At 51.1% G+C, this 713-nt stretch carries 1 rRNA gene; it reads right to left on the bottom strand.

The features are described 5' to 3' along the window. Positions 1-66: 66 nt before the first annotated feature. A 23S ribosomal RNA gene (locus tag PCIT_RS00040) occupies positions 67-713 on the bottom strand; the annotation flags it as partial.

Here is a 713-nt window from a genome sequence, read left to right on the forward strand (position 1 = left end):
ACTAATTCTTGTAAAACGCTACTTTAGTAACACTAACTTCTGTCGCTTAAACCACTTTGGCGTTGTATGGTTAAGCCTCACGGGTAATTAGTACTGGTTAGCTTAACATATCACTATGCTTCCACACCCAGCCTATCAACGTTGTAGTCTCCAACGGCCCTTCAGAGAGCTTATAGCTCTAGTGAGAACTCATCTCGAGGCCTGCTTCGCGCTTAGATGCTTTCAGCGCTTATCAGTTCCGAACGTAGCTACCGGGCAATGCCATTGGCATGACAACCCGAACACCAGCGGTTCGTTCACTCCGGTCCTCTCGTACTAGGAGCAACCCCTCTCAATTCTCAAACGCCCACGGCAGATAGGGACCGAACTGTCTCACGACGTTCTAAACCCAGCTCGCGTACCACTTTAAATGGCGAACAGCCATACCCTTGGGACCGACTTCAGCCCCAGGATGTGATGAGCCGACATCGAGGTGCCAAACACCGCCGTCGATATGAACTCTTGGGCGGTATCAGCCTGTTATCCCCGGAGTACCTTTTATCCGTTGAGCGATGGCCCTTCCATTCAGAACCACCGGATCACTATGACCTACTTTCGTACCTGCTCGACGTGTCTGTCTCGCAGTTAAGCTGGCTTCTACCATTACACTAACCGTACGATGTCCGACCGTACTTAGCCAACCTTCGTGCTCCTCCGTTACTCTTTGGGAGGAG

This window comes from Pseudoalteromonas citrea (assembly GCF_000238375.3).
Lineage (GTDB): Bacteria > Pseudomonadota > Gammaproteobacteria > Enterobacterales > Alteromonadaceae > Pseudoalteromonas > Pseudoalteromonas citrea.